This is a genomic window from Pseudomonas sp. MOIL14HWK12:I1, from assembly GCF_000510705.1.
Lineage (GTDB): Bacteria > Pseudomonadota > Gammaproteobacteria > Pseudomonadales > Pseudomonadaceae > Chryseomonas > Chryseomonas oryzihabitans.
Window position 1 is genome coordinate 831,114 of sequence record NZ_AZNY01000003.1, and the last position, 20,655, is coordinate 851,768.

Genomic DNA, 20,655 nt, shown 5'->3' on the forward strand with positions numbered 1-20,655 from the left:
ACCCGGTTAATGGCCTCCGACTCGTTGCACCGTGGCGAGTCGCGGAGGCGGCTGGCCGTCGCAGGACGAGCCAGGACTCCGCCGCACCAGGCCATCCATAACCAGGGCATGCGAGAACCATGGCAACGGAAGAAAAAAGCGAAACACTTGCTATCAGCGTCACCGATCCCTCCCGGACCGAGGAGGCGCGACGGGATCGGCGACTCGCCGGCACCACCGACTGGGTGGTCTTCGGCGTCACCAGCATCGCCGCGCTGGCCTTCGTGATCTGGGGCTTCGTCAGCCAGGCCAGTCTGGCCAGCAGCGCCTCGACCGCCCAGGGCTGGGTGATCACCCATTTCGGCTGGCTGTTCGTGCTCACCTCCACCGGCTTCGTGGTCTTCGTCATCTGGCTGGCCGCCAGTCGCTATGGGCGGATCCCCCTGGGGCGCGACGACGAGCAACCGGAATTCCGCACCCTCTCCTGGGTGGCGATGATGTTCAGCGCCGGCATGGGCATCGGCCTGATGTTCTTTGGCGTCGCCGAGCCGCTGTCGCACTATCTCAATCCGCCGCCCGGCGGCGCCGCGGGACAGAGCAGCGCCGCCCTGCAGGTGGCCATGGCGACCACGCTGTTCCACTGGACCCTGCACCCCTGGGCCATCTACGCCGTGGTCGGCCTGGCCATCGCCTATGGCACCTATCGCCGCGGCCGCTGCCAGCTGATCTCGGTGGCCTTCCGCCCGCTGATCGGCGAGCACGCCAACGGCCCCCTCGGCCGCGTCATCGACATGATGGCGATCTTCGCCACCCTGTTCGGCTCGGCCGCCTCCCTGGGCCTGGGCGCCCTGCAGATCGCCGGCGGCCTGGAGCACAACGGCTGGATCGAGCAACCGGGAAAGATGCTCTACATCAGCATCATCACGGTTCTGACGGTGGCCTTCGTCATCTCCGCCGTATCCGGGGTCGAGAAGGGCATCCAGTGGCTGTCCAACACCAACATGGTGCTGGCGGTGGCCCTGGCCGTGTTCGTCTTCGTCGTCGGTCCGACCCTGCTGATGCTCAACCTGCTGCCCACCGCCATCGGCGACTACATCGACCTGCTGCCGGAGATGATGGCGCGCACCAGTGCCAGCGGAGGCGAGGCCATGGGCAACTGGCTGTCCAGCTGGACGGTGTTCTACTGGGCCTGGTGGATCTCCTGGACACCCTTCGTCGGCATGTTCATCGCCCGCATCAGTCGCGGCCGCACCATCCGCCAGTTCGTCACCGGGGTCCTGCTGGTGCCGAGTCTGGTCAGCGTGGTCTGGTTCGTCATCTTTGGCGGCGCGGCCATCGATGCCATGCGCCAGGGCGCCTTCACCCTGGTCGACGGCGCGGTGAACAGCAACTTCGCCCTCTATGACCTGCTGGCCAGCTATCCCTGGGTCTCGGTGACCTCGGTGCTGGTCATGGTGCTGGTGGCGATCTTCTTCGTCTCCGGCGCCGACGCCGCCTCCCTGGTGATGGGGACCCTGTCCGAGCGCGGTACCACCGAGCCCTCGCGGCGCACGGTGATCTTCTGGGGCGCCCTCACCGGCGCGGTGGCGGCGATCATGCTGGCCATCGGCGACCCGGGCAATCCGGGCGCGGCGCTCAACGGCCTGCAGAATCTGACTATTGTGGTCTCGCTGCCCTTCGTGGTGGTGATGGCGCTGCTGTGCCTGGCGCTCTATCGCGATCTGCGCAGCGATCCGCTGATGCTGCGGCATCTGCGCGGTACCGAGCTGATCGAGAAGGCGGTGCTCTATGGCGCGGTCAAGCACGGCGAAGAATTCCATTTCGTCGTGGGTGAGCCCAAGGCCAAGGGGAGCGAAGAGAAGACCGTCGACGGGAAGGCCACGGTGCGGGTGGAAAAGGTGTCGCGCAAGGTCGAGAGCTGACGCTCTGGACGGGCGGGGGCCGTGGCCCCCGCCTGCAGGCAGGGGCTAGCGGACGGGCTCAGCGGGTGCCGAACACCACCATGGTCTTGCCCTTGACGTGGACCAGACCCTGTTCTTCGAGGGACTTAAGGACCCGACCGACCATCTCGCGGGAGCAACCGACGATGCGGCCGATCTCCTGGCGGGTGATCTTGATCTGCATGCCGTCCGGGTGGGTCATGGCATCGGGCTGCTTGCACAGGTCGAGCAGAGTGCGGGCCACGCGACCGGTGACGTCGAGGAAGGCCAGGTCGCCGACCTTGCGGGTGGTCTGGCGCAGGCGCTCGGCCATCTGGCGACCCAGGGAGAACAGCATGTCCGGATCCTGCTGACTCAGTTCGCGGAACTGGCTGTAGCTGATCTCGGCGACTTCGCACTCGGTGCGGGCGCGGACCCAGGCGCTGCGCTCGGGCTCGCTGCCTTCCTTGGAGAACAGCCCCATCTCGCCGAAGAAGTCTCCGGCGTTGAGATAGGCGATGATCATTTCGCGGCCTTCATCGTCTTCGATGAGGATGGTCACCGAACCCTTGAGGATGAAGAACAGGCTTTCGCTGTTGTCGCCAGCGTAGATGATGGTGGTTTTTGCCGTGTAACGGCGACGCGAGCAATGCGCTAGCAGCTTGTCGATGTGCTGTAACTTCGCGGGTGGGATGATAGCGGCCATGCTGATTCCTGAGGTTGAAAGCTAACCTGAGTCGGGGGCACCGATGTCCGAACCGGTGCATGCACAGGCTGCGCCGGTTCCAATTCAAAGACCGGATAAGAACATGCGCAGCTTAAATGCGAGCTGAATAACCCTTCACTGCTTACCAGTTTACGCCATCCAGCATGTTAAGCTGATCACCATTTGTATATATAAGTAGGACGAAAGCGATGAAAGCGCGCATCCAGTGGGCAGGCGAGGCCATGTTCCTCGGTGAATCCGGCAGCGGCCATGTGGTGGTCATGGATGGCCCGCCGGAAAGCGGCGGGCGCAACCTCGGCGTACGGCCGATGGAAACCGTGCTGATCGGCCTGGGCGGTTGCGCCAGCTACGACGTGGTCAGCATCCTGCGCAAGGCGCGGCAACCGGTGGAGAGCTGCGAGGCCTTTCTCGAAGCCGACCGCGCCGACACCGAGCCCAAGGTGTTCACCCGCATCCACCTGAAGTTCGTGGTCAAGGGCCGCGGCCTCAAGGAAGCCCAGGTCAAGCGCGCCATCGAGCTGTCGGCGGAAAAGTACTGCTCGGCCTCCATAATGCTCGGCCGCGCCGGCGTCGAGATCAGCCACAGCTACGAACTCGTCGACCTCGCCTGACCCCCGCCCGCGACGCCCGCCCGGGCGTCGCTGTCCGCCTCGTCTCCCTCCCGCCGACATCAATTCATCACCTGGGCCCGGCAGACTCTGGCCCCAACCGCTGCCGATCTGCATAATGCGCCGCTCTTAAGGGGCAAGGGCCCCGAAAGCACAGCCAATCGCCATCGCGAAGAGGTGTTCGCCGCCCTACGCAGCTTGCGCAATCCGCAACTGACGGGCATTCAGGACCGCGGTCAGAGACCGCACGACGGGAGCTTTACCACCGTGAAAAGCAAACTCAGGCTCCATGGTTTCAATAACCTGACCAAGACCTTGAGCTTCAACATCTACGACATCTGCTACGCCGAGACGTCGGAAGATCAACAGGCCTATGTCCAGTACATCGACGAGGAATACGACGCCGAGCGTCTGACCCAGATCCTGACCGACGTGGTCGACATCATCGGGGCCAACATCCTCAACATCGCCCGCCAGGATTACGATCCCCAGGGTGCCAGCGTGACCATCCTGATCTCCGAGCAACCGGTCGAGCCGACCGAGAGCCAGATCGAGGAGTCGCCCGGTCCGCTGCGCGAGACCATTCTCGGCCACCTGGACAAGAGCCACATCACGGTGCACACCTATCCGGAGATCCATCCGGACGACGGCATCGCCACCTTCCGCGTCGATATCGACGTCTCCACCTGTGGCGTGATCTCTCCGCTCAAGGCCCTGAATTACCTGATCCACCAGTTCGACTCGGACATCGTCACCGTGGACTACCGGGTGCGCGGCTTCACCCGCGACATCGAAGGGCGCAAGCACTTCATCGACCACGAGATCAATTCGATCCAGAACTACCTGTCCGAAGACACCCGCGCGGCCTACCAGATGACCGACGTGAACGTGTACCAGGACAACCTGTTCCACACCAAGATGCTGCTCAAGGAATTCGAACTGGACAACTATCTGTTCGGCGACGCCTCCCGCAGCCTCTCGTCCGAGCAGCGTCAGCAGATCACCCAGCGTCTCAAGCACGAGATGCGCGAGATCTTCTCCGGCCGCAACCTGCCGCGCTGATCGCTCGGCTGTTGCGCAGAGAACCCCGCCACGGCGGGGTTCTTTCGTTTTGGGGTCAGTGGTGTTCGTCGCGCGCGACCGGGGCGCCGCCGGTGACGCTCTTGACCACCCGGCCGATGGTCAGGCCCTGGCCGAGGATGGAGACCAGCACCACGATGTAGGTGAGAGCCAGGATCAGATCCCGCTCCGGACCGGCCGGCAGACTCAGCGCCAGGGCCACCGAGACACCGCCGCGCAGCGCGCCCCAGGTGAGGATGCGCGCCGTGCCCCGGGTCATGTTGCGCCAGTGCGGGCTGAGCAGCACCACCGGCGCCACGCTGATCCAGCGGGCGAAGAGGATCGCCAGGGTCACCAGCAGCGCCGCGCCCAGGTGGGTCCAGCTGAAGGGCAATACCAGCAGCTCCATGCCGATCAGGGCGAACAGCAGGGCGTTGAGGATCTCGTCGATCAACTCCCAGAAGCCGTCCAGGTAGCGCCGGGTGAAGTCGTTCATGGCCTTGGTACGACCCAGGTTGCCGATGATCAGACCGGCCACCACCATGGCGATGGGACCCGAGACGTGCAGGTGGCTGGCCAGGGTCGAGCCGCCGATCACCAGGGCCAGGGATAGCATCACCTCGATCTGGTGCTGCTCGATGCTCAGCATCAGCCAGTAGCAGACGAAGCCGATCAGCAGGCCGAACAGGATGCCGCCGCCGGCTTCCTCGACAAACAGCCAGAGCGCGGCGTTGACCGTAGGCGTCTCGCCCAGCTGGATCACTCCCAGTAGCACCGAATAGACCACCACGGCCACGCCGTCGTTGAACAGCGCTTCGCCGACGATGGTGGTCTCCAGCGACTTGGGCGCCCCGGCCGAGCGCAGGATGCCGAGCACGGCGATGGGATCGGTCGGGGAGATCAGGGCGCCGAAGATCAGGCAGTAGAGAAGGTCGACGTGCCAGCCCAGCCAGCCGAAGATCCAGTGGCTGAGATAGCCGATCAGCACCGTCGAGATGATCACCCCGAGGGTGGCCAGACCGCCGATGGCCCATTTGTAGTCGCGCAGGTCCTTGAGATTGACGTGCAGGGCGCCAGCGAATAGCAGGAAGCCGAGCATCCAGTTCATCAGCAGATCGTTGAAGTCGATCTGCCCGAGGAGTTCGCCGATGCGGTGTTCCAGACCGGGAAAGCCCAGCCAGGACAGACTCTGCAGACCGACCGAAAAGATCAGGGCGATGACCATGACGCCGATGGTCGGCGGCAGGCCGACGAAGCGGTAATTGAGGTAGGTGAGCAGGGAGGTGAAGCAGATAAAGGCAGCAGCGAGTTCAAGCATGGGCGTTCCAGATCCATCAGACAGCGAGTCCCTGCGAACGCAGGGCCTAGAGGTAGGATGGGGCGGACGCCGCAAAAGTTACATGTTCGATAGCTGCCTAGCCAATTGTTCGCGCAAGCAGCGCCGTGAATCGCCCTGGCCCGCCGCTGAACGGGCGGTGCCAGGATGATCCGCAAGACCAACGGTCAGGGCGGGGTGAGGCCTAGAGCGGCGCGGCCAGGCCTGTCGCCGCTTCGCGCAGGGGCAACGAATGGGGTGCGGCGATGCGCGCCTCCAGCGTCGCGACATAGCTGCGGGCATCGGCTTCGCTGAGAAAGGTGATGGCCTGCTTGTCGATGCAGACCTGCCAGGCACTGGTGGTGGACTTGCGCAGGGGACGAACCACGATCTTCATGCTGATACCCTCGGGGACAGACGAAAAGTGGAAGCCCGAGTCTAGAACGGTTTTGATTACAGTACAGTGACATTCGTCGGTCAGGGCGCTAGGCGCGCGCCTTCTGCCGTTCGGCGTACCAGACCTCGAACTCCTCCGGCGGCAGCGGTGGGCTGAACAGGAAGCCCTGGCATTGCTGACAGCCCAGCTTGCGCAGGATGTCCCACTGTTCGGTGGTCTCCACCCCTTCGGCCAGGACGTCCAGGTCCAGACCCTGGCCCAGGGCGACGATGGCCGCGGCGATGGCCTGGCTGCTGTGGGTACCGCTGTCACTGCGCAATTCGTGCATGAAGCTCTGGTCGATCTTGAGCTTGTCCAGCGGAAAGCGGCGCAGATAGGCCAGCGAGGAATAGCCGGTGCCGAAGTCGTCCACGGCGATGCGCACTCCCAGGGTCTTGAGGGTCGCCAAGGACAGCAGCGCCTCCTCGACATTGCCCATCAGGGTGCCTTCGGTGATCTCCAGTTCCAGGTGCTCGGCCGGCAGGCGACTGCGCGCCAGGGCGCGAGAAATGGTGCTGGCCAGGTCGCGCTTGGCGAATTGCCGGGGCGAGATGTTGATGGCCAGGGTTTCCAGTTCCAGTCCCTGGGCCAGCCAGCTGTGCATCTGCTGGCAGGCGCTCTCGATGATCCAGTCGCCCAGGGGCACGATGAGCCCGGTTTCCTCGGCCAGCGGAATGAATTCGGTGGGCGGGATGAGACCCAGCTCCGGATCCCGCCAGCGCACCAGGGCTTCCACGCCAATGGTCTGGGCGGTGCTGACGCTCATCAGCGGCTGGTAGTAGAGGACGAAGTCGCCGCGCTTGAGCGCCGTACGCAGCCGCGACTCCAGATTCAGCCGCCGGCGCGACTGCTCGGTAAGGGCCTGGGTATAGAAGCGGAAGGTGTCGCGGCCCTGATCCTTGGCCTGGTGCATGGCCGTGTCGGCATTGCGGATGAGGTCATCGGCGGTGGCGCCATCGTCGGGAAAGAGGCTGATGCCGATGCTGGCGTTGAGATAGATGTCGTGTTCGCCGAGGTGGAAGGGCTGTTCCAGCTTGCCGAGCATGGCCTGGGCGATCTGGGCGGCGAATTCGGGTCGATCCAGCCGCTCGATGATGACCAGGTACTCGTCGCCACCGATGCGCGCCAGGGTGATGTCCTCGCTGAGCAGGGCGCGTAGCCGGGCGGCGAATTCCACCAGCAGTTCATCGCCCAGGGCATGGCCATGGCTTTCGTTGACCGTGCGGAAGTAATCGAAGTCGAGGATCAGCACGGCGACCAGGTATTCCTGGGGCTCGGCCAGGGCCAGCGCATGTTCCAGATGGGTGCGCGCCAGCAGGCGATTGGGCAGGTCGGTCAGCGGATCGTGATGCGCCAGATGACTCAGGCGCGCCTCGCTCTCGCGCAGGCGGGTGGTGTCGCTGACGGTGACCGTGTACTGCCGGGTCTCCCGGGGGTAGAGGGTGTCGATGGCGGTCCAGGCCGGAAAGGTGCTGCCGTCGAGGCGCGGCCAGAGCAATTCGCCTTCCCAGCGGCCCTCGCGGCGCACGGTGCGCCAGAGATCGCGATAAAAGCGCTGGTCCTGGCGACCGCCACCGGGCAGTCCCAGGCGCTGGCCGAGCAGGATGCCTTCCTGGGTGCCCAGCAGGCGGGCGAAGGCCGGATTCACCGCCAGGATCCAGCGGCGCTCGTCGAGCAGCAGCAGGCCGTCGCGACTGTTCTGGAACATGGCCGCTGCCTGGCGCAGGCTTGCCTCCTGCTGCTTGCGCAGGGTGATGTCCTGGGCGGTGCTGATGAAGTACTGGGGCACGCCTTGATCGTCGCGGATCAGGCGGGTGGTGACGTTGGTCCACACCGGCGTGCCGTTGCGGTGCAGATAGCGTTTTTCCAGGGTGTAGCGGTCCTGGCCGGTATCGACCAGCTGCTTGCGCAGGGCGGCACCCAGGGCCCGCTCTTCCGGATGCGTCACCGAAGCGGTGTCCTTCTGCAGCAACTCCGGTTGCGAGTAGCCGAGCATCTGGCAGAAGTGGTGGTTGACGCTCAGCCAGCGGCCCTCCAGATCGCTGAGCATGATGCCGGTATAGGCCTGCTCGAAGATGCCGCGGTAGCGCGCCTCGCTGGCGCGTTGCGCCTGGACCACGCGCTGTTGCCGGATGGCCAGCACCGCCAGGCGGGTGAATTCGGTGATCAGCGCCTGGGTCTCCGCTTCGGGCAGTCGCGCCTCGCCGTAGTAGATGCCCAGGGCGCCCACGGCGCGCTGCTGCTCGTCCTGCAGCGGCAGGGCCCAGGCGCCGCGAATGCCGGCTGCCTGGGCGACCGGCAACAGCGGCTGCCAGGCCGGATCCAGTTCGACATCGATGGTGAACACCGGGGCATTGGCGGCGACGGCGCTGCAGCAGCCCTGGTCGTGGCGACTGCGCGGCACGCTTTCCAGCGCTGCCTGGAAGGCGGGGGGCAGACTGGGCGCCGCGGCGACCCGCAGATGCTCGCCCTGGTCGTCCAGCAGCAGGGCGACGCGCATCTCCGGGTAGATACGCTCCAGCCGCAGGGCGATGCCCTGCTGGATTTCCGCCAGCGGCAGGCCGGTGAGCAGGTCGTCGAGGACATCGCTGCGGGCCTGCTGCAGTTGCTGCGCCTGGTAGTCGTGGTGGATGTCGGTCAGGGTACCCTGGATCTCGCCATCGAGGCCGGCGCGTAGCTCCATCTGCATCCAGCGATGACTCTCCACCGACAGCCGCAACCGCACCACGCCGTTCCAGTGCAGGCGCTGACCTGCGGCGAATTCCGCCACCAGCTGGCGCAGTCGGGCGCCGTCCTGGGGATGGAAGGCCTGATCCAGGGGATGGTTTAGGGGTTGGGTGGCGGGTTGGCCGGTCAGGGCTTCCCAGGCCGGATTGAGAAATTGCCAGCGACCACGGTGGTCGCTGGCGAACACCACCAGTGGCAGGTGCTGGACCAGCTCGCGATAGCGTCGCTGGCTGTCCTGCAGTGCCTGTTCGGCTAGCTTGTAGCTGGTGATGTCGACCAGGGCGCCGCGAGTGATGCCGGCTTCGTCGAAGTCGCTCTGCCAGTTGAGCCAGCGCCAGCTGCCCTGGCCGTCGTCAAAGTGCGCGGAGAAATTCAGCGGGCCCTGCATGTGCTGCAGACGCTCCAGCATGCTGCGCACATGGTCACGGTCGTCGACGCGAGCGCAGGCGGCGATGGTGGCGAAATCCAGCGGATCGCTGCCCTTGGGCTGGTGCAGCATCACCAGGGTGCGTTCGGAGCAGAGCAGACGGCCATCGTCCAGCAGCTGCCAGTCACCGGTATTGGTCAGCCGCTGGACGAAATCCTGGGTGGCGCGCTGGTTCTGCAGCTCGCCGATGAAGCCTTCGCGATAGCTGGCCTCGCGCCGCAGCAGGCCATAGAGCACTAGCGACAGCAGGCTCATGAAGGCCAGGCCCTTCAGGGTGTGCCACAGATAGGCATTGTCCCGATCGCTGAGCAGCAGATACAGCAGCCCATCGCTGCCGATCACCCAGACGGCGCTCAGCAACAGATAAACCAGGGCAATGCGCGCGGGAGAAAGAGGCCGCATCCCGGATCCTCAAGGCCCGATCGCAGGTGTCGGGTTCAATTCAGCATTGACCGGATAAAGGTACGGCAGTTCGGGTCGGGTCACCTGGAAACCTACTTCTTTCGTCCGCCTTTATCGGCTTTGGCACCCTGGACGAAAACGCGTCCAGGCTCGGGCTCAAGAGTCGTCTGACCTCGTGCAAATTACCAGGGCTATTCGCCAGGAAGTTGCATTTTGCCCGCCCTTCACTCGCGTCGAATTTATATAAGTCATTGATTTTTAAAGTCTTTAACAAGTCTTGGAATTCGGCGCAGCCGTTGCGCTCTACATCTAGGTCGCTGCTGCCAGGACCTGGGCGCAGTACAACCAAGGAAAACAGGAGTCATCTCATGAAAAAGACTTTCGGTACCTTTGCCCTCGCTGCCGTCACCGCTTCCGTACTGAGCCTGCCGCTGGCCGGCGGTGCCTTTGCTGCCACCAGCCAGAACATGACCCTGGCCGCTAACAACACCGTGGACAAGACCGAAGAAGCCGCGTCCGACACCTGGATCACCAGCAAGGTGAAGGCGTCCTTCCTGGCCGACGAACACATCAAGGGCACCGCCATCAAGGTCGAGACCAACAAGGGCGTCGTGTCCCTGTCCGGCACCGTGGCGACCGAAGCCCAGCGCGACCTGGCGATCAAAGAAGCCAAGGCCATCAAGGGCGTGAAGGCCGTATCGGCTGACGCCCTGAAAGCGGCTCAGTAACGACGCCCGCTAATACCCGGCACGATGGCGGCGCCCGACGCCGCCATCACGCCTTGCCCTTCGCCCCGGAGAACTGCCATGACCAGCACGACCGAAACCCTCAACGATCTGATCGAGATCGCCCGTGACGGCAAGAATTTCTACGAGCACGCCCTCACCGAAGTGAAGAACCCCGAATTGAAGGCCCTGTTCACCGAGATCGCCCAGAGCAAGGCCGAGATCATCAGCGCCCTGAGCAGCCAGGTGTCGGCTGCCGGTGAGAAGCCCGCCGAGCAAGGCACCTTTGCCGGCAGCTTCCGCAAGTACTACACCGACGTCAAAACCTCCTTTGCCAGCAAGGAAAAGGAAGAGGTCACCTACGTCAGCGAACTGGAAGAGCAGGAAGACCGCCTGCTGCACGCGCTGGAGCGTGCCGTCAACGAACACGCCACGCCGGATGCCCAGGCCAACCTGCGCAGCCAGCTGGAAAAGGCCCGTGCGACCCACGATCGCATGCGTGACCTGAAGCACCGCATGCAAGCCGCCCACTAAGGTCGGCAGCAGCAAAAAGCCCCGCCTAGGCGGGGCTTTTCTTTGGGTCCCCGGCTAGCCGTGCGGGGCGCGATTGAGGCGGGCGTCGATCAGGCTGTCGACCACCGACGGATCGGCGAGGGTCGAGGTATCGCCCAGGCTGTCCAGCTCGTCGCAGGCGATCTTGCGCAGGATGCGTCTCATGATCTTGCCGGAGCGGGTCTTGGGCAGCGCCGGCGCCCATTGCAGGAATTCCGGCTTGGCGAAGCTGCCGATCTGGTCGGCCACCTGCTGGCGCAGTTGCGCCTTGAGTTCGTCGCTCGGCGTCACCCCGCCCTTGGTGGTGACGAAGGCATAGACCGCTTGGCCCTTGACCTCGTGGGGGCAGCCCACCACCGCCGCCTCGGCCACGTCCGCATGCTCGGTGAGCACGCTTTCCACCTCGGCGGTACCGATGCGGTGGCCGGAGACGTTGAGCACGTCATCCACCCGCCCGGTGATCCAGTAATAGCCGTCTTCGTCCCGGCGCGCCCCGTCACCGGTGAAGTAGTAACCCGGGTAGGCGCTGAAATAGGTGTCGATCAGGCGCTGGTGATCGCCATAGACGGTGCGGATCTGGCTTGGCCAGCTGGATTTGATCGCCAGCACGCCACTGCCGGGTCCGTCGATTTCCTGGCCCTGCTCGTCCAGCAGCACCGGCTGGACGCCAAAGAAGGGCAGGGTGGCCGAACCCGGCTTCAGCGCCAGGGCGCCGGGTGGCGGGGCGATGAGGATGCTGCCGGTCTCGGTCTGCCACCAGGTGTCGACGATGGGGCAGCGCCCTTCGCCCACCACCCGGTGATACCACTCCCAGGCCTCGGGATTGATCGGCTCGCCGACGCTGCCCAGCAGCTGCAGACTCTTGCGCGAAGTGCGCTGTACCGGGCCGTCGCCTTCGCGCATCAGGGCGCGCAGGGCGGTGGGGGCGGTATAGAAGATGTTGACCTGGTGCTTGTCCACCACCTGCCAGAAGCGACTGGCATCGGGATAGCTCGGTACCCCTTCGAACATCAGGGTGGTGGCGCCATTGGCCAGGGGGCCGTAGACGATGTAGCTGTGGCCGGTGACCCAGCCGACATCGGCGGTGCACCAGAAGACCTGACCCTCGTGATAGTCGAACAGGTACTTGAAGCTCAGGGTGGCCCCCAGCAGGTAGCCGCCGGTGGTGTGCAGCACGCCCTTGGGTTTGCCGGTGGAGCCGGAGGTGTAGAGGATGAACAGCGGATCCTCGGCGTCCATGGGCTCCGGCGGGCAGTCGGGCGAAGCCGCGGCCACCGCCTGGGCATAGGGCAGGTCGCGCCCCTCCTGGCGGGCCACGGCGGTGCCGGTGCGCTCGACCATGACCACGGTATGGACCTCCGGGCACTTGGCCAGGGCCTTGTCGACATTGGCCTTGAGCGGGACGCGCTTGCCACCGCGCACGCCTTCGTCGGCGGTGATCACCACCCGGCAGTCGGAATCGAGGATGCGGTCGCGCAGCGCCTCGGGCGAGAAGCCGCCGAACACCACCGAATGCACCGCGCCGATGCGGGCGCAGGCGAGCATGGCGTAGGCCGCCTCGGGGATCATCGGCATGTAGAGGCAGACGCGGTCGCCCTTCCTGACCCCACGCTCCTTGAGCACGTTGGCCAGGCGGCTGACGTGCTCGTGCAGCTGGCGATAGCTGATGGCCTGGCTGTCGGCGGGATCGTCGCCTTCCCAGAGGATGGCGGTCCGCTCGGCCCGGGCCCCCAGGTGGCGATCGATGCAGTTGTAGGCGACGTTGAGCTGGCCGCCGCTGAACCAGCGGGTCTGGCCCTTGCGCATATCGCCGCTATGGACTTCGTCCCAGGTGCGCGACCAGTCGAGCAGGGCGCTGGCCTGTTCGCTCCAGAAGCGTTCCGGCTGCTCCACCGAGCGCTGGTAGAGCTCGCGATAGCGGGCTTCGTCGAGGTGGGTACGGGCACTCAGGCTCTCGGGCACGGGGTAGCGTTGGCTCATGGCCGGCTCCTTCTTGGTGTTGTTGTGCTCCCAGTTTAGGCCGCGGATGCCCTGCCGGGGTTCAGCGAGGCGACAAAACGAAAAAGCGCCGCAGAGCGGCGCCTTTCGGAACGGACCGGACACGATCAGCCGCGATGACGACCGCGGAAGTAGTCGATCAGGCCCTGGGTGGAACCGTCGTCGGCCTTGCCTTCGCTGCGGCCGATGATGTGCTGGTAGACGTCCTTGCCCAGCTCCTTGCCCAGCTCGACGCCCCACTGGTCGAAGCAGTTGATGCCCCAGATGACGCTCTGTACGAACACCTTGTGCTCGTAGAGGGCCACCAGCGCACCCAGGCGCCGCGGCGAGATGCGCTCCAGCACCAGGGTGTTGCTCGGGCGGTTGCCCGGGATCACCTTGTGCGGCGCCAACTTGGCGATCTCGGCTTCGCCCAGGCCCTTCTCGCGCAGCTCGGCCTCGGCTTCTTCGCGGGTCTTGCCCAGCATCAGTGCCTGGCTCTGCGACAGGCAGTTGGCATACAGCCACTGCTGGTGATCGGCCACCGGGTTGTGGCTCACCACCGGCACGATGAAGTCGCCGGGGATCAGTTGGGTGCCCTGGTGCAGCAACTGGTGGTAGGCGTGCTGACCGTTGCAGCCGACGCCGCCCCAGATCACCGGACCGGTCTCCAGGCTCACCGGCGAGCCGTCCTGGCGCACGCTCTTGCCGTTGGACTCCATGTCCAGCTGCTGCAGGTGCTTCACGAAGTTACGCAGGTGGTGGTCGTAGGGCAGGATGGCGTGACTGGTCGCGCCCCAGAAGTTGCCGTACCAGACCCCGAGCAGGCCCAGCAGCACCGGCATGTTCTCTTCGAAGGGAGCGCTGGTGAAGTGCTGGTCCATGGCATAGGCGCCGGCCAGCAGGTCCTTGAAGTTGGACATGCCGATGGCCAGGGCGATGGGCAGGCCGATGGCCGACCACAGCGAATAGCGACCGCCGACCCAGTCCCACATCGGGAAGATGTTCTCTTCGGCGATGCCGAATTCCACCGCCACCTTGACGTTGCTGGAGACGGCGATGAAGTGCTTGTGCAGCTCCGGCTCCGGGCAGCCCTGGGCCAGGCACCAGGCGCGGGCGGCCTGGGCGTTCTTCAGGGTCTCCAGGGTGCCGAAGGACTTGGAGGAGACGATGAACAGGGTGGTGTCGGCGGCGAGCTTGGAGGTCACCTCGCGGAATTCGCTGCCGTCGATGTTGGCCAGGTAGTGGCAGCGCACGCCGCGCTGGGTGAAGGGCACCAGCGCCTCGGAGACCAGCTGCGGACCGAGGAAGGAGCCACCGATGCCGATGTTGACCACGTCGGTGATCGGCTTCTCGGTGTAGCCGCGCCAGAGGCCGTTGTGGATGCGGGTGACCAGCTGGGTCATCTGGTTCAGGACCCGGTGCACCTCGGGCATGATGTCCTGGCCGTCGATCCGGACGCTGTCGCCCACCGGGCGGCGCAGCGCGGTGTGCAGGGCGGGGCGGTGTTCGGAGGAGTTGACGTAGGCGCCATCGAACAGGGTGCGGATGGCCCCTTCCAGGCCCGCTTCCCGGGCCAGATTCACCAGCAGGTCACGGGTCTGCTCGGTGATGAGGTTCTTGGAGTAGTCGAGGAACAGACCACTGCTGCTCAGGGAGAACTGCGAGAAGCGCTGCGGATCGGCGGCGAAGGCATCGCGCATGCGGAAGTTCTGCATGGCCTTGCGGTGTTCCTGCAGGGCTGTCCAGGAGGCGAGCTGGGTCACGTCGAGGGGGTGTTGATAGTACTCCATGGCTAGGCTTTTCCTTGGTGGCTCTTGTTTGCTGTTGTGCCCCACAAGCCGCTGGCTTGCAAGAGAAAGTCGGTGACCGCGAGACGCCGGTCGTGGCGCCGCGCTTCGAGCATGAAAAAGCCCGGTATGTTCCGGGCTTCCAGGGTTCAGGCAGGGTCGGGTGAGCTAACCTTCGGTTGCGTCACACTCGGGCCCTGCGGCGAAAGCTCAGATTGTCGATCAGGCGGGTCTGGCCGAGGTAGGCCGCCACCAGCAGGACCAGCGCGGTGGTGTCCGACCCGGCCGGTTGCAGACTCAGCTGCTCGCGCAATTCCAGATAGTCGACCTTGAGCCCCTGAGCTTGCAATTCGGTGACACCGGCGGCGAGGGTCGGCTCGACCGCGGCGCCGGCGGCGAGCTGATCGGCGAGGCGCCTGAGCAGGCTGTACAGGCAGGGCGCACTGGCCCGCTGGTGGTCATCGAGATAGCCATTGCGCGACGACAGCGCCAGGCCGTCGGTGGCCCGTACCGTGGGCTGGGCGACGATCTCGATGGGCATGTCCAGGTCCTGGACCAGCTTGCGGATCACCGCCAGCTGCTGATAGTCCTTCTCGCCAAACACCGCCACGTCCGGTTGCGCCATCTGGAACAGCTTGGTGACCACCGTCGCCACGCCTTCGAAATGCCCGGGCCGGCGCGCACCGCACAGGCCTTCGGACACCACGGGGACATTCACCCGGGTCAGGCCGTCCATGCCATTGGGATACATCTCGGCCACTGCCGGCGCGAACAGCAGGTCGCAGTGGGCCTCGTTCAGCTGGCGACTGTCTTCCGCCAGGGTGCGCGGATAGGTGTCCAGATCCTCGGTGGGACCGAATTGCAGCGGATTGACGAAGATGCTCGCCACCACGAAGTCGGCGTGACGCCGCGCGGTGTCGACCAGGGCGATATGGCCGGCGTGCAGATTGCCCATGGTGGGCACCAGGCCGATGCGCAGGCCCTGGCGGCGCGCGGCGGCGACGGCGGCGCGCAGTTCGCGGACGCTATGGACCGTTTTCATGCGGAGAATCCGTGTTCGGGAGCGGGAAAGCTGCCGTCCTTGACGGCAGCGACATAGGCCGCCAGGGCAGCCTGGATGCTGTCCTGACCGGCCATGAAGTTGCGCACGAATTTCGGCGTGCGCCCGCGCAGGGCCAGGCCGAGCATGTCGTGCAGCACCAGTACCTGGCCATCGGTGGCCGCCCCGGCGCCGATACCGATCACCGGCACCCGGGCGGCCCGGGTGATTTCCTCGGCCAGCGCCGAAGGCACGCATTCCAGCAGCAGCATGGCCGCGCCGGCTTCCTCCAGCTCACGCGCCGCCTCGCGCAACTGCTGCGCCCGGGCCGGATCGCGGCCCTGTACCTTGAAGCCGCCGAAGACGTTGACCGACTGGGGCGTCAGGCCCAGGTGGGCGCAGACCGGCACGCCATTGGCGGCCAGGCGGCGAATGGGTTCGGCCAGCCAGGCATCGCCCTCGAGCTTGACCATCTGCGCGCCCGCCTGCATCAGGCGACCGGCGCTGGTCAGGGTCTGCTCCAGGGTGGCATAGGTCATGAACGACAGGTCGGCGACGATGAAGGCACCCGCGTGGCCGCGCTTGACGCAGGCGGTGTGGTAGACCATGTCGTCGAGGGTCACCGGCAGGGTGCTGTCGTGACCCTGCAGCACCATGCCGAGGGAATCGCCGATGAGCAGCATCTCGACGCCGGCCTGACTGGCGGCCTGGGCGAAGGTGGCATCGTAGGCGGTCAGCATGGCGATCTTTTCGCCGCGCTGCTTGAGCCCCTGAAGGGTCGTGAGGCTGATATCAGGCATGCAAGGGGTCCTCGTGGGACGGCGCTATGGTTATTGTCTGGGCGCCGCGGGCGCGGGGTGGCCGCGCGCAAACGGCTGCTATAGTCCCGGCGCATCCGGCACAAGTCAATGCTCGGTGTTACGGCTGTGTTACCGCGTGGATGACGACGGTAGCAGCCGCTCCAGGCCTTCGAAAGGGCAGGCGGACAGCAGGTCCGGCAAGCGGCGGCCATCGGGCAGGTGCAGTGCGGGGGCGAGATCGGCCAGCGGATAGAGGACGAAGGCACGGGCCTGGAGGTGGTAGTGCGGCACCTGCAGGCGTGGCTCGTCGATCAGTCGCTCGCCGAATAGCAGGATGTCGATGTCCAGGGTCCGCGGACCCCAGCGTTCATCCTTGCGCACGCGGCCTTGCTGCTGCTCTATGGCCTGGGTGGCGTCGAGCAGCGCCAGGGGCTCGAGCCCGGTGTCCAGGGCGGCGACTGCGTTGACGTAGCGCGGCTGATCGGGTGGTCCCAGGGGATCGCTGGCATAGAAGGCGGAGACCGCCACCAGCTCACTGTGAGGCAATCGGGCCAGGGCCTCGAGGGCCGCCTCCAGCTGGCGCTGCGGCTCGGCCAGGTTGCTGCCCAGACCGAGATAGACCCTTTCCATCATTCGTCGCCGGCGGTGGGCGCATCCGAAGTGCGCCGCTTGCGATTGCTGCCGCCGCGGCGGCGCCGCTTGGCCGGTGCGCCTTCGTCGCGGCTGAGGTTCTTGATCATCTCGCGCCGCTGGCTGTCGCCGACCTCCTGGTAGCGGGTCCACCAGTCGCCCAGGCCACCGGTTTCCTCGCCGGCGCTCTCGCGCAGCAGCAGGAAGTCGTAGCCGGCGCGAAAGCGCGGATTTTCCAGCAACTGATCGGCGCGCTTGCCCTGGCGGCGCGGCAGGCGTTCCTGCATGTCCCAGATCTCGCGCATGGGCATGGTGAAACGCTTGGGGACGGCGGTGCGCTGGCACTGCTGCTGGGTGAGGTCGTGGGCGGCTTCCTGCATGGCCGGAATCGGCGGCAGGCCGAGGTCCTGATGATGACGGACGCGCTCGGGCAAGGCCGGCCAGAGCAGGGCGGCGAAGAGGAAGGCCGGGGTGACCGGCTTGCCTTCGCGGATGCGGGCGTCGGTATTGGCCAGGGCCTGGCGGATCAGGCTGCCGGCGTATTCCGGGTCACGCTCCAGGGCTTCGCCACTGGCCGGAAACAGCGGGGCGAACAGCCCGTACTGGCAGAGCAGCTCGAAGGTGCGCTCGGCCTTGCCACCCAGCAGCAGCTTGATGACCTCGTCGAACAGCCGCGGTGCCGGAATGTCCCGCAGCAGCGGCGCCAGGCGGCTGATGGGTTCGGCGGTGGCGGCCTCGATCTCGAAATCCAGCTTGGCGGCGAAGCGCACGGCGCGCAGCATCCGCACCGGATCTTCCAGGTAGCGCTGCTCCGGATCGCCGATCAGCCGGATCTGCCGCAGGCGGATGTCCTGGGTGCCGTTGGCGTAGTCGAGGATGCGTTCGCCGCTGGCGTCGTAGTAGAGCGCGTTGATGGTGAAGTCGCGCCGCTGGGCATCCTGTTCCTGGTTGCCATAGATGTTGTCGCGCAGGATCCGGCCGCTTTCATGGCGCGAGCCCTGGGTCTCGTCCTCGGCATCCCCGGTGGGGTGATTGGCGCGGAAGGTCGCGACCTCGATGATCTCGCGGCCGAAATGCACGTGGACCAGCTTGAAGCGCCGCCCGATGACCCGCGCATTGCGGAATTCGGCCCGCACCTGCTCGGGCGTGGCGCTGGTGGCGACGTCGAAGTCCTTGGGCTCGAAGCCCAGCAGCAGGTCCCGGACGCAACCGCCCACCAGGTAGGCCTGATAACCCGCCTTTTCCAGCCGGTCGACGACACTCAGGGCGTAGCGACTGATGCGCTCTCGTTCCAGAGCATGCTGACTGCGGGGCAGTTCGATGGGCAAGGCAGGCGCGGGCGGAGTACGCCGCAGGGGCGAGCGCAGAGTCTGGATCAGCTTCTTCAGCATGCGAGTTTCTGTTCGGAGAGACGGCTATACGCAATCTGGACCACAGCGGGAGCCGTTGCGCAATAGATAAGGAGGGGATCTTGAACGAGGGAGGGGAGGCTGTCAAAGGCACTGGGGGAGCCGAAGCTCCCCCCCAAAGTGGTACGTGCTTTGTTTTTATTGTCTATCCAGACCTCTTGTTTTTCTTGTGCGGTCTGTCCCGTGCGGATACCGGCCGCCGGAAAGGCTCTGAAGTCTAGAGCCAAGAGCAAACGGATTACTTTGGAAGCTGATGTCGTCAGGATCATTCCTGCTCTGCCTGGTACGGGTGCTGCCTCGGGGCAGTTTTATTGTTCTCTGGCCTGACATCGCGGGACCATCCCGCAAGACGACTCTTCTCCAAAATGATCAGTTAGCTACGCCTCCGCCTGCTTGTTCTTGTTGTGCTGGAGTCGCTACGTCTTGTTTTTGTTATGGAGGGGGTACGTTTTTATTGTTCTTGTGCCAGAACATAAAGCAGATGCCGTGCCAGTTTTGAAAAATCCTTTTATTTCAGTGGTTTACAAAAAATGTAGCCTTTTTGCCTGGTGGCTACAGGGAGATTTTCGTTACCGCTGAACCCGCCTCCTGTTACGGCGGTAACACATTGCAAAGGATGGGGAGGCGTGGCGGGAGGGTGTTACCGCGGGACGTGCAGGGCTGCCGCGTCCCGGCGTGGATCAGCTGGCGTCGCTGCTGGCGCTGGCCTTGCGCCGTGGAATGCCCAGGCGCTGGCGACGTTCCCACAGGCACTTGCGGCTGACGCCGAGCTTGCGCGCCAGTTCGGTCTCGGTCATGTGATCCTGATGCTCGAGCACGAAGTGCTGGAAGTAGTCCTCCAGCGAGAGGTCCTCGGTGGGCTCGTGGGCGCCGTTGCCGTTCCCCAGGCCCGCGCTGGGCAGCGGATCCAGGTAGCTGTCGGCCAGCTCCAGCTCGCCGAGCTCGACGTCGATGCCCAGCTGGTCGGCATTGATCTCCTGGCCTTCGCTGAGGATCACCGAGCGCTCGATGGCGTTCTCCAGCTCGCGCACGTTACCCGGCCAGCTGTAGTGGCGGATGGCGGCCTCGGCTTCGGCGCCGAACTTGAGCCCCGGGCGACTCATGCGCGCGGACTGACGGGCGAGAAATACCCGGGCGATCTCCATGACGTCGCCACCGCGCTCGCGCAGGGCCGGCAGGCGCAGGGAGATGACGTTGAGGCGATAGAAGAGGTCTTCGCGGAACTGACCGATCTTGGCCAGGCCCTTGAGATCCCGGTGGGTCGCGGCGATCAGGCGCACATCGACCTTTTGCGACTGCACCGAGCCGACCCGGCGGATCTCGCCCTCCTGCAGCACGCGCAAGAGGCGCGCCTGGGCTTCCAGCGGCAATTCGCCGATCTCGTCGAGAAACAGGGTGCCGCCGTCGGCCGCTTCCACCAGGCCGGTACGGCTGGCGCTGGCGCCGGTGAAGGCGCCCTTCTCGTGGCCGAAGAGTTCGGATTCGATCAGGGTTTCGGGAATGGCCGCGCAGTTGACCGAGATCAGCGGTGCCTTGGCCCGGCGCGACAGGTTGTGCAGCGCCCGCGCCACCAGTTCCTTGCCGGTGCCCGACTCGCCCTGGATGAGCACAGTGGAATCGGTGGGGGCGACCTTGCGGATCTTGCCGAAGAGGTCCTGCATCGGCGCGCAGTTGCCGATGATGCCGATCTCGCCGGTGGCCGGCGGCGGCGCGACGCTTTCCTCGACGGCGGCAGCCGGCTGGCGCTGTTCACGCTCCACCAGGATGCGCGCCACGGCCTGCAGCATCTCGTCGTGATCGAAGGGCTTGGCGATGTAGTCCACCGCGCCCTGCTTCATAGAGTCGACCGCCGATCTCAGGCTGGCGTAGCTGGTCATGATCAGCACCGGCTTGCCCTTGGCGAGATCGATCATCTCGGTACCGGGGGCGCCGGGCAGACGCAGATCGCTGATGACGAGATCGAAGCTCGAGACATCGTAGAGATCCTGGGCTTCCTGCACGGACCCGGCTTCGCTGACGCGGAACTGGTTGCGCTCCAGCAGACGGCGCAGCGCCGAACGGATGATCTTCTCGTCTTCGACAATCAGGATATGGGCCATCAAGTGCGCTCTCTTACGGGAAGGCAAGACGACCC

The 20,655-nt window shown here is 65.4% G+C and carries 16 protein-coding genes; 5 read left to right on the plus strand and 11 right to left on the minus strand.

Translation table 11 applies throughout. The annotated features are described in order from the left end of the window. The first annotated feature begins 119 nt into the window (after positions 1-119). The gene (locus PSEK12I1_RS0103855) at positions 120-1,901 is read left to right on the plus strand and encodes a BCCT family transporter (RefSeq protein WP_027600738.1); all 1,782 of its coding nucleotides are present in this window, start codon (positions 120-122) and stop codon (positions 1,899-1,901) included. 58 nt (positions 1,902-1,959) lie between these two features. Here the strand turns inward: PSEK12I1_RS0103855 and crp are convergent, their stop codons facing one another. Further along, entirely contained in the window at positions 1,960-2,604 is a 645-nt protein-coding gene (gene crp, locus PSEK12I1_RS0103860; protein WP_027597530.1) for a cAMP-activated global transcriptional regulator CRP, read from the minus strand. Between the two features lie 209 nt (positions 2,605-2,813). Between crp and PSEK12I1_RS0103865 the strand changes: the two genes are divergently transcribed. Together PSEK12I1_RS0103865 and speD are read left to right on the plus strand one after the other, a co-directional pair. After that, positions 2,814-3,236: an OsmC family protein gene (locus PSEK12I1_RS0103865; protein WP_007159722.1), complete on the plus strand. Its 423-nt coding sequence runs from the start codon at positions 2,814-2,816 to the stop codon at positions 3,234-3,236. Between the two features lie 264 nt (positions 3,237-3,500). After that, positions 3,501-4,295 carry an adenosylmethionine decarboxylase gene (gene speD / locus PSEK12I1_RS0103870; RefSeq protein WP_007159721.1) on the plus strand — a complete coding sequence of 265 codons (795 nt, stop codon included), beginning with the start codon at positions 3,501-3,503 and terminating at the stop codon, positions 4,293-4,295. Between the two features lie 55 nt (positions 4,296-4,350). Here the strand turns inward: speD and PSEK12I1_RS0103875 are convergent, their stop codons facing one another. From PSEK12I1_RS0103875 to PSEK12I1_RS0103885, 3 genes are all read right to left on the minus strand, one after another. Then, on the minus strand, positions 4,351-5,610 hold the full coding sequence (locus PSEK12I1_RS0103875; RefSeq protein ID WP_027600739.1) for a sodium:proton antiporter: 1,260 nt from the start codon (positions 5,608-5,610) through the stop codon (positions 4,351-4,353). Positions 5,611-5,812: 202 nt separating this feature from the next. Beyond that, positions 5,813-6,004, minus strand: a complete 192-nt coding sequence (locus PSEK12I1_RS0103880) for a hypothetical protein (protein ID WP_027600740.1) — start codon at positions 6,002-6,004, stop codon at positions 5,813-5,815. Between the two features lie 88 nt (positions 6,005-6,092). Continuing rightward, a complete protein-coding gene (locus tag PSEK12I1_RS0103885) occupies positions 6,093-9,599 on the minus strand; it encodes an EAL domain-containing protein (protein ID WP_027600741.1) in 3,507 nt (1,168 codons plus the stop codon). 368 nt (positions 9,600-9,967) lie between these two features. Between PSEK12I1_RS0103885 and PSEK12I1_RS0103890 the strand changes: the two genes are divergently transcribed. Further along, a complete protein-coding gene (locus tag PSEK12I1_RS0103890) occupies positions 9,968-10,327 on the plus strand; it encodes a BON domain-containing protein (RefSeq protein WP_007159717.1) in 360 nt (119 codons plus the stop codon). A 78-nt stretch (positions 10,328-10,405) separates the two neighbouring features. Continuing rightward, on the plus strand, positions 10,406-10,858 hold the full coding sequence (locus PSEK12I1_RS0103895) for a PA2169 family four-helix-bundle protein (RefSeq protein WP_007159716.1): 453 nt from the start codon (positions 10,406-10,408) through the stop codon (positions 10,856-10,858). A gap of 54 nt (positions 10,859-10,912) precedes the next feature. Here PSEK12I1_RS0103895 and acs read toward each other — a convergent pair whose 3' ends face one another. The 7 genes from acs to PSEK12I1_RS0103930 form a co-directional block, all read right to left on the minus strand. Next, a complete protein-coding gene (gene acs / locus PSEK12I1_RS0103900) occupies positions 10,913-12,856 on the minus strand; it encodes an acetate--CoA ligase (protein WP_027600742.1) in 1,944 nt (647 codons plus the stop codon). 125 nt (positions 12,857-12,981) lie between these two features. Beyond that, positions 12,982-14,646: a glucose-6-phosphate isomerase gene (gene pgi, locus PSEK12I1_RS0103905; RefSeq protein ID WP_027600743.1), complete on the minus strand. Its 1,665-nt coding sequence runs from the start codon at positions 14,644-14,646 to the stop codon at positions 12,982-12,984. Between the two features lie 181 nt (positions 14,647-14,827). Then, complete coding sequence (gene panC / locus PSEK12I1_RS0103910) at positions 14,828-15,685, minus strand: pantoate--beta-alanine ligase (protein ID WP_027600744.1); 858 nt, start codon at positions 15,683-15,685, stop codon at positions 14,828-14,830. Continuing rightward, entirely contained in the window at positions 15,682-16,482 is an 801-nt protein-coding gene (gene panB, locus PSEK12I1_RS0103915) for a 3-methyl-2-oxobutanoate hydroxymethyltransferase (protein ID WP_007159712.1), read from the minus strand. The genes panC and panB overlap by 4 nt, the downstream gene beginning before the upstream one ends. Positions 16,483-16,611: 129 nt before the next feature. Next, positions 16,612-17,115, minus strand: coding sequence for a 2-amino-4-hydroxy-6-hydroxymethyldihydropteridine diphosphokinase (gene folK / locus PSEK12I1_RS0103920; RefSeq protein WP_371099463.1), 504 nt, complete (start codon positions 17,113-17,115; stop codon positions 16,612-16,614). Then, a complete protein-coding gene (locus tag PSEK12I1_RS0103925; RefSeq protein ID WP_007159710.1) occupies positions 17,112-18,503 on the minus strand; it encodes a polynucleotide adenylyltransferase PcnB in 1,392 nt (463 codons plus the stop codon). Before PSEK12I1_RS0103925 ends, folK begins: the two co-directional genes overlap by 4 nt. Before the next feature lie 698 nt (positions 18,504-19,201). Continuing rightward, a complete protein-coding gene (locus PSEK12I1_RS0103930; RefSeq protein ID WP_007159709.1) occupies positions 19,202-20,620 on the minus strand; it encodes a sigma-54 dependent transcriptional regulator in 1,419 nt (472 codons plus the stop codon). Positions 20,621-20,655: the final 35 nt, after the last annotated feature.